Raw genomic sequence first — 7,495 nt, 5'->3', positions numbered from 1 at the left:
TGGCCGCCTCACGTCTACGCCAAACCGGCTCTGAGCTGCAGGTCTGCCGTACACCACTCTGCCGGACGCAACTCATGCTTCTGCTTCCTGTGATCGGGCGTCACATGGCCGTTGTCGCCAACGACGGCCACGGTGTCACCTTCGGCTCAACTCACAGCCGGTGACGGCCTGAGTGGTACGCCGAGAGCCTCGTACCCCAGGGTCGGCGGCTGCCATCGCACACCGTCCCACCACTTGTGACGCGGCGCCGAATCAGTACCCCGGCGGACGACATCGATCCGGTCCGCGCCTCTGCTGACCACCGGGGCCGCCGGCTGCGGCGTGGCCCCGGGGGCGAGCACGGAGGACCGGGCGGTCTCCAGACAGGCCTGCATCCGGGCCACCTGTCCTTTGGTGAACATCATCATGGCCGCGTCGTCGACGTAGTCCATATAGTTGACGAACAGGTCGCCGTGCGGGCCGTTGTCGCAGCTCAGGCGCGGAAAAGTCGGTTTGCCGTTGTTGGGACCGGCCTGGTTCGGGGTGTCATCCACCTCGTCGGTGCCGCCGCAGCCGGTACCGTCGTCACCCCAGATGTGGAACAGGTTGAGATAGTGGCCGACCTCGTGGGTGGCGGTACGGCCCAGGTGGAACGGGGCGGTGGCGGTACCGAGGGTGCCGAAGGCGGTGTAGGTCACCACCACCCCGTCGGTCTGCGGTGGGCCACCGGGAAACTGTGCGTAGCCGAGCAGACCGTCGCGTAACTGGCCTACCCAGATGTTCAGGTACCGCGACGCCGGCCACGGGTCCGCACCTCCGGTGGCCGCCGACTTGATGCCGTCGTCGTCTGGGGAGAACTGCGTCACCGTGGTGGACGTGCGGGTGATGCCCGTGGTCGGTCTGCCGGTAGCGTCGGTCGTGGCGAGGTGGAACTCGACCTGTGTGTCCCCCACCAGATCGCGGAAGGCGTCCGGGATGGTCCCGAGGTCGCTGTTGGCCGCCCGGTAGTCGGCGTTGAGTACGGCGATCTGCGAGTGGACCTGCTCGTCGGAGATGTTCTGCCGGTCGTCGTTCCACACCACGTGCACGACGACCGGAATGCGGACGACGTCGGGGAACCGGGTCCCGGCCCGGCCGGCTATCACCGACCGGGTGCTGTTCTCGATGGCGCCCCGGGCCCGGGCGTAGTCCGGCAACTGGTTGAGCAGTCTGCGATGCACCGGCATCGTGGCACACCAGTGCTGTTGCGGGCCGACGGCCCCGCCCACCGACCCGACGTCACCGCCGCCGGTGGCTCCCCGGCCGGCGGCCATCCCGGCTGTCCCGGAATGACTGCCCATCACGGCACCGGACGCACCCGTCATCCCCATCGAACCAGGCGTGGCACCCATCGTGTGACCATCGGCCGTAGAGTCCATGTGCGCGTTCGCCATTTTCTCCCCCTCTGGCTGCGTTGGTCCGCCCTGAAATCGATGCTAGGGCCGGTAGTGACAACCACGACGGCGTTTGGTCGAACGGCCCGGCGAACTGGGTGGAGATCGCCGGACGGATTCCGTACCACTATGGTGGTGTCCGCACCTCCCGGTGCGCAGGCAACGGCTACTTCTGGATCCGAAGGTTGCAGGTGCCGGTCAGAGCGGTGCAGGCCCGGTTGACGACGGCGGGGTCGAGGTAAGGGCCCCGGGAGCGTCGACATCGACGCGTCCTGGGTCAGTGGGTGTCATCAAGCCAGCCGCCGTTGTGCATCAGGTCCCGGCCGTCGATCTCGTTGACTTCACGCCAGGCCTGCAGCCGCTGCGGGCGGAGCCCGAAGTACAGGTACGCGGCGCTGAGCCGGCGGGGGTCGAAACCGGTCTTGGCGGCGAAGGCGTCGCCGCGCTCCTGCGGGATGTCGGCGGCGGCCAGTACCGTCTCCACGGTCGCCTCGATCAGGACCAGGTCGCGGGTGGGCCCGATGCCCAGGCGGGTCCTGGGGTTGGCCCGCAGGTTCCGGCTGGTCGGGGTGGCTGCGGCGGTGGAGACCAGCAGCACCTCGCCGTCCCACAGGAAGGACAGCGGCACCAGGTAGGGGATGCCGGTTGCCGGGTCGGCTGTGGCGACCCAGGCGTCCACGTCGTGCTCAAGCCGGTGCAGCGTGTCCTGGCGGCGCTGACGGAATGTGCGGGGCGGCGACGTCATAGGGCAGCTCCCTACAGCACGGTCGATCAGGAAACCCCGTGATGACTGGGGGCAGGCGTCACCCTACGGGTCGGCCCTGACATGCCCCGGCCGCCCGCCCTGGACAAGGGCGTATCCGAGTGCGGAGATTCTCGATGGACAGCGTGCGGCTGGTGATCTGCGCGATGATCGGGCCGAGGTTGCCCTGCTACGTCCCGTGATCCGAATTCCGCCGCAGGTCGGGTTCGACGGTCAGGAGGGGGCCTTGACCTGACCGTCGAAGGCGATGCTGCGCCACAGGTCGAACTGCCGGTCGTTGCCGATCAGGGGATTGCCCACCAGCGCCACCGCCGCGTGCACCTCCTCGTCGGTACGCAGCTGACGGAAGTAGCCGGGGCCGACCAGGGCGATGCCCCGGTTGGTGGACTGGATCAGCTTCATGTCGTCCTTCCAGAGTTCGAGTGGCGGCGGCGGGCTCGGGCTGACATACGTCAGCGGGTTGATCCGGTTGCCTGCGGGATCGATCATGTGCCAGTGCAGGTGCGGCCCGGTCGAGGAGCCGGAGCCCGGGGCGCCCGCCGCGCCGCCGGACCTGCCGACGATGGCCCCCGACGCCACGGAGGTGCCGTTGGCCAGCACGAACTGGGACAGGTGCAGGTACTGGCTGCGGTACCCGTCGACGTGGTTGATGGTGACGGTGTGGCCGCCCGTACCGTTGTCCGGGGTGTTCCAGACCGTGCCGGCACCGCACGCCGGCAGGGCCGTGCCGACCGGCATCGCGAAGTCGATACCCCCGGCCGAACCACGTGCGAGGTGCTCCTGCCATCCGTCGGTGATCGGGTAGGCGCTGAACGGGTTGTAGATCACCGGTGCCGCCAGCGCGGCCGACGGCGGGAGCAGGCCACCGAGTGCCACACCGGTCGCCACTGCCGCAGTACCCCGCAGCAGGTCCCTGCGCCCTACGGTCGGTGCCTCACCATCGTTGCCGCAGCACGGCTCAGGCTCAGTCGTCGCCATAACTGCCGTCTCTCCTCGCTCCCGAGGTCACGCCGGTATCCATCGAGGAATCCCGCGGCGAGGCATCACGTCCAAGCCATCCATATATCTACAGCAAGAGATTAATACCGGCTAGTGGGCGGATCGTACGGGCCGCCGCGGGCGACGACTGTGGCGGTCCGAGATGGGCTCGGCTGTTCCGGTTATCCTCCGTCGTTCAGCAGCCACAGGAGAACACCATGACAACTCGCCGTGCGACCATTGGGCGCACCCGCGCCCCCGCCCTGCTTCCCGTCGTGCTCGCCGCGGTCGCCGTGCTCGCTGCCGGCTGCCCGGCCGGATCCACAGAACCGCCGGCGCGAACCGCCGCCAGCCCCACCCCGCCCACCACCCTGCGGCTGATCACCCCGGACACCCTCGGCGGGCTGCCCAAGTCCCGGGACCGTGGCCTGTTGGCAGCGCCGACCAAGACGATGGGTGCGCTCAAGCAGATGGTGCCGGGTGTCACCAGCGCGATCGCCTGGGCCTACGGGGGCCGGTCGGACCAGGAGGACGCGATCGCGGTCAGCGGCGTGACCGGAAACATCGCCGATCCGGCCGGACTCCTGGACTGGCTCTTCGCGCAGCAGACGGTGGTGTCCGATGTCCGCCCGGTGATTCCCGGTCCGCTGGGCGGTGAGGTCCGGTGCGGTACCACGCAGAAGAACGGCTACCACGTCACCGTGTGCCTCCGGGCCGACCGGAACAGCATCGGTCAGGTCGTCGTCCTGTCCCGATCCCCGGGTGACTGGATCAGCGACATCGCCGGGATCAGGGGACAACTGGTGGCGCCTCCGGGCTGAGGCCCACCGCAGCGCCGGGTACCGGAACGGGGACGACGCGATCACACTGAGGGCATGCCCGTCCGGTCTCTCGACATCACCAGCCTCTTCACCTGGTACGCACTGATCGTCCCGCCGCTCGTCGCGGTGACCGCGCTGCTGCGGCATCTCATCAATGTCGGGCGGCCGGGCCGGGCCCTGCTCTCCACGTTGGAGCTGGCGTACGTGTCCGGAGGGGCCGAATTGGCCTGCCGGGCCGGTCTGGCCTGGCTGCACCGGGCCGGCCTGGTCGAGACCGGCCCGCTGGGCACGCTACGGTCCGTGGGCCGGGCGCCGCAGAGCCCACCGCCGCTGACCATGGCCCTGTACTCGGCGCTGCGGGGCGGGCAGACCTGGTCCCAGGTCCGCCGGGACCACGACGTACGCCGCGAGCTGCACCGCATCGGCCAGCGGATGATCCGGTACGGCTATCTGTTGTCGCCGGCCGGGCGTCGCGCCATCGCTTCGGCCACCGTCCCGTTGTTCCTGGTCGCCGCCGTCGCGGTGGTCCTGCTCGCCGGCATCCTCGCCGGTGACACACCGTCCCGGCCGGCCCCGACGGTGGGGCTGCTGCTGGCGGTGACCGCGACCCTGCTGGCCGGCTGGCTGCTGGCGCAGCCACCGGCGGCGACCCGCGCCACCCGCAGGGCGCTGCGGCAGGCCCGGGAACGCTTCGGGGGCAGCCGGGACTGGTCGACCGTCCCGGCGGCGGAGCTGAGCCGCGCGGTCGCGTTACGTGGCCCCCGTGGCCCGTTGGCGACGGACCCGGTCTTCGCTGCGGCGTTGCAGATCGAGGATGTCCCGCCGGCGCCGTCGTCCCGGTCGGCCGGCCACGATCGGGCCGACGCCCGGAGGTGAGGTCCGGTCGGTGGCCGTCAGCGCGTCTCCACCGTGTCGCCGGGCACGAACGGCCTGTACCACGAACTGCCGGTGGTCCGGGTGAGCTGCGGATCGCCGGGATCGTGCGCGCCGGTCCGTCACCGGTGGCCGGAAATGCGGGAGGACCCTGCTTGCGTCGGTGGTTGATCGACACTAACCTGCAACCGTATGGTTGTAGGTGAGCTGAGCGAGGCGGACGCCGACCGCATCTTCCACGCCCTGGCGGACGCCACCCGTCGCGACATCATCGCCCGGGTGATCCGCCAGGAGCAGTCCGTGTCCGCACTCGCCCGGCACTACCCGATGAGCCTCGCGGCGGTGCAGAAACACGTGGCGGTGCTGGAACGGGCCGCGCTCGTTACCAAGGAGAGGCACGGAAGAGAACAACTCGTGGCCGCCGACGTGACCGCACTGCGCCGGGCGACCCGGCTGCTCGACGCGTACGAGCAGCTCTGGCGCCATCGCGCCCGTGGCATCGAACAGATCCTCGCCGAGGATCAGGAAGGAAACTGAACCATGACCGTGGTCAGCACACACAAGGACGTGCAGGCGTTGACGCTCACGTTCGTCGCCGAGTTCGCGGCCAGCGTCGAGCGCGTCTGGCAGGTGTGGCAGGACCCACGCCAGCTCGAACGGTGGTGGGGGCCGCCCACCTGGCCGGCCACCTTCGAGCAGCACGATTTCGCCGTCGGCGGTCAGTCCCGCTACTACATGACCGGCCCTGAGGGGGAGAAGGCGCACGGCTGGTGGGCCATCACCGCCATCGACGCCCCGAACCGACTGGAATTCGACGACGGGTTCTCCGACGAGGACGGCGAGCCGGTGGACACTTCGGACCCCATCCACCTCGTCGTCACCATCGAGGCAGTCGACTCCCGGGCACGCATGACCACCGTCGCGACGTTCACGAGCGCCGAGCGGATGGAACAGCTCCTGGCCATGGGCATGCAGGAAGGCATGCGTGAAGCGATGGGCCAGATCGACGCCCTGCTCGCCGACGCATCCCACTGACGGCACCGGCCTACGAGAAGGGAACAACGATGAGAAGGCTGATCGCGAGCACCTTCCTGACCCTCGACGGGGTCATGCAGGCCCCGGGCGGGCCCGGAGAGGACGACGACAACGGCTTCGCCCACGGTGGCTGGTCGGTGAACTACTGGGACGACGTGATGGGCGAGTTCATGGGCGAGTCGATGGGCCAGCCCTTCGACCTCGTCCTCGGCCGCCGGACCTACGACATCTTCGCCGCGCACTGGCCGCGCGTCCCCGACGAGGAGGGCGCCAAGCCGTTGAACGACGCCACCAAGTACGTCGCCTCGCGCAGTCGCCCCACCCTCCAGTGGCGCAACTCGGTGCTGATCGAGGGCGACGTGGCCGAGGGCGTCGCGGCACTCAAGCAGGAGGACGGGCCGGAGTTGCAGGTGCACGGCAGCGCCAACCTGCACCAGACCCTGCTGCGCCACAACCTCGTTGACGAGTACCGGTTGATGATCTTCCCGGTCGTCGTCGGGTCCGGCAAACGCCTGTTCGGCGACGGCGCCATCCCCGCCGGGCTGAAACTCGTCGACAGTAGGGTCTCCACCACCGGAGTCGTGATCGGTACGTACCTGCCGGCGGGGGAACTCGTCACCGGTTCGTTCGCGCTGGACTGACACGCCCCGGGTCGCGTACCGCCCCGTGCGCGGCGGGGCGGGCGCGCCGGGGACCGGCCCCCCGGATCCGGCAGGAGCCGCCCTTGCCATGGAGCACCCGGGCCCAGTCTGTCCATGGGGCCGCCCGCCACCCCGCATACCCCCCCACCCGTCACCGGCGGGGAGGAGTCCCCTTCGTGCGCAACGAAGGACCTCAACATGCAGAACCCGAGCAGGTGCGGGTACGAAGATCATGTTCTGCCGTTGTCACCCGCACGGTCCGGCCGGGGCCGCTGGGCGGCACTCACGGCGAGCGCGCTGTTCGCCGCCGGGTGCTCGCCGGGATCAATCCGCCGACGGTGAGTTCGGCGGCGACCGACTGCGGGGAGAAGCTGACCCGGCGACGGCCGGGCGGTACTGCCCGGTCCTACCTACCCGGGACCAGCTCACGGACGTGCCGCAGCCCGGGTTGCCCGTCGAGCAGTACCTCGCCGACCGGGGTGAACCCGGTGCGCCGCAGCACCGCGAGCGAGCCGAGGTTCGCCAGCGTGGCCGACGCGACCAGCCGGCGCAGCCCGTACCCGTCCCGCGCCAGTTCGCAGACCCGGCGTACAGCGTCCGTCGCCACGCCGCGCCCGGCCACCCGCTCGGCGACCCGGAAACCCAGCTCAGCGGCGCCATCGGCGAGGTCGACCAGGTTGAACCGGCCCAGCACGGCCCCGTCATCGTTGACCAGGACGTGGAAGCGGTGCAGCCCGGCTGCCTGCTCCGCGAGCAGCTCCGCGTGGCGCGCGGCGAACCCGGTGAAGTAGTCGTCGCCCCGATCCGGCACCGACCGCGCGAAGTACGCCCGGTTCTCCACCTCGAAGCGCAGCAGCGCCGGGGCGTGACGGACGTCGAGCTGCTGGAGTTCGGGCACGCGCCACCCTAAGTGGTCCGCGCCGTAAGTTCTTCGGGGGTTGACTGGCCGGGGTTTGGGTGCAGTCGTGGTCA

9 protein-coding genes are annotated in these 7,495 nt (G+C 70.0%); 5 read left to right on the top strand and 4 right to left on the bottom strand.

The genetic code is table 11. The features are described from left to right. Positions 1 to 146: 146 nt before the first annotated feature. The 3 genes from V6U90_RS31840 to V6U90_RS31830 form a co-directional block, all read right to left on the bottom strand. Positions 147 to 1,370, bottom strand: a complete 1,224-nt coding sequence (locus tag V6U90_RS31840; RefSeq protein ID WP_334444622.1) for a zinc metalloprotease — start codon at positions 1,368 to 1,370, stop codon at positions 147 to 149. Between the two features lie 319 nt (positions 1,371 to 1,689). After that, positions 1,690 to 2,157, bottom strand: a complete 468-nt coding sequence (locus tag V6U90_RS31835; protein WP_334444620.1) for a pyridoxamine 5'-phosphate oxidase family protein — start codon at positions 2,155 to 2,157, stop codon at positions 1,690 to 1,692. A 231-nt stretch (positions 2,158 to 2,388) separates the two neighbouring features. Next, a complete protein-coding gene (locus V6U90_RS31830; protein WP_334444618.1) occupies positions 2,389 to 3,063 on the bottom strand; it encodes a M23 family metallopeptidase in 675 nt (224 codons plus the stop codon). A 308-nt stretch (positions 3,064 to 3,371) separates the two neighbouring features. On the opposite strand from V6U90_RS31830, the gene V6U90_RS31825 reads away from it, so the two are divergent. From V6U90_RS31825 to V6U90_RS31805, 5 genes are all read left to right on the top strand, one after another. Then, the gene (locus tag V6U90_RS31825; protein WP_334444616.1) at positions 3,372 to 3,974 is read left to right on the top strand and encodes a hypothetical protein; all 603 of its coding nucleotides are present in this window, start codon (positions 3,372 to 3,374) and stop codon (positions 3,972 to 3,974) included. A gap of 54 nt (positions 3,975 to 4,028) precedes the next feature. Further along, positions 4,029 to 4,850, top strand: a complete 822-nt coding sequence (locus V6U90_RS31820; protein ID WP_334444614.1) for a TIGR04222 domain-containing membrane protein — start codon at positions 4,029 to 4,031, stop codon at positions 4,848 to 4,850. Between the two features lie 189 nt (positions 4,851 to 5,039). Beyond that, positions 5,040 to 5,384, top strand: coding sequence for an ArsR/SmtB family transcription factor (locus tag V6U90_RS31815; protein ID WP_334444612.1), 345 nt, complete (start codon positions 5,040 to 5,042; stop codon positions 5,382 to 5,384). Between the two features lie 3 nt (positions 5,385 to 5,387). Continuing rightward, positions 5,388 to 5,882, top strand: a complete 495-nt coding sequence (locus tag V6U90_RS31810) for an SRPBCC family protein (protein ID WP_334444610.1) — start codon at positions 5,388 to 5,390, stop codon at positions 5,880 to 5,882. 29 nt (positions 5,883 to 5,911) lie between these two features. Further along, a complete protein-coding gene (locus V6U90_RS31805; protein ID WP_334444608.1) occupies positions 5,912 to 6,523 on the top strand; it encodes a dihydrofolate reductase family protein in 612 nt (203 codons plus the stop codon). Positions 6,524 to 6,929: 406 nt separating this feature from the next. On the opposite strand, the gene V6U90_RS31800 is transcribed toward V6U90_RS31805, so the two are convergent. After that, on the bottom strand, positions 6,930 to 7,421 hold the full coding sequence (locus V6U90_RS31800; protein WP_334444606.1) for a GNAT family N-acetyltransferase: 492 nt from the start codon (positions 7,419 to 7,421) through the stop codon (positions 6,930 to 6,932). Positions 7,422 to 7,495 lie beyond the last annotated feature (74 nt).

Origin of the sequence: Micromonospora sp. CPCC 206060, assembly GCF_036906895.1 — a bacterium.
Lineage (GTDB): Bacteria > Actinomycetota > Actinomycetes > Mycobacteriales > Micromonosporaceae > Micromonospora.
The sequence above is the reverse complement of the archived record's forward strand: the minus strand, read 5'-3'. Positions and strand labels throughout refer to the sequence as shown.

Bases quoted from the DNA above. Each gene is read 5' to 3' on its own strand.
- V6U90_RS31840 (WP_334444622.1), bottom strand. From the start codon at position 1,370: ATGGGTGCCACGCCTGGTTCGATGGGGATGACGGGTGCGTCCGGTGCC.
- V6U90_RS31835 (WP_334444620.1), bottom strand. From the start codon at position 2,157: ATGACGTCGCCGCCCCGCACATTCCGTCAGCGCCGCCAGGACACGCTG.
- V6U90_RS31825 (WP_334444616.1), top strand. From the start codon at position 3,372: ATGACAACTCGCCGTGCGACCATTGGGCGCACCCGCGCCCCCGCCCTG.
- V6U90_RS31820 (WP_334444614.1), top strand. From the start codon at position 4,029: ATGCCCGTCCGGTCTCTCGACATCACCAGCCTCTTCACCTGGTACGCA.
- V6U90_RS31815 (WP_334444612.1), top strand. From the start codon at position 5,040: ATGGTTGTAGGTGAGCTGAGCGAGGCGGACGCCGACCGCATCTTCCAC.
- V6U90_RS31810 (WP_334444610.1), top strand. From the start codon at position 5,388: ATGACCGTGGTCAGCACACACAAGGACGTGCAGGCGTTGACGCTCACG.
- V6U90_RS31805 (WP_334444608.1), top strand. From the start codon at position 5,912: ATGAGAAGGCTGATCGCGAGCACCTTCCTGACCCTCGACGGGGTCATG.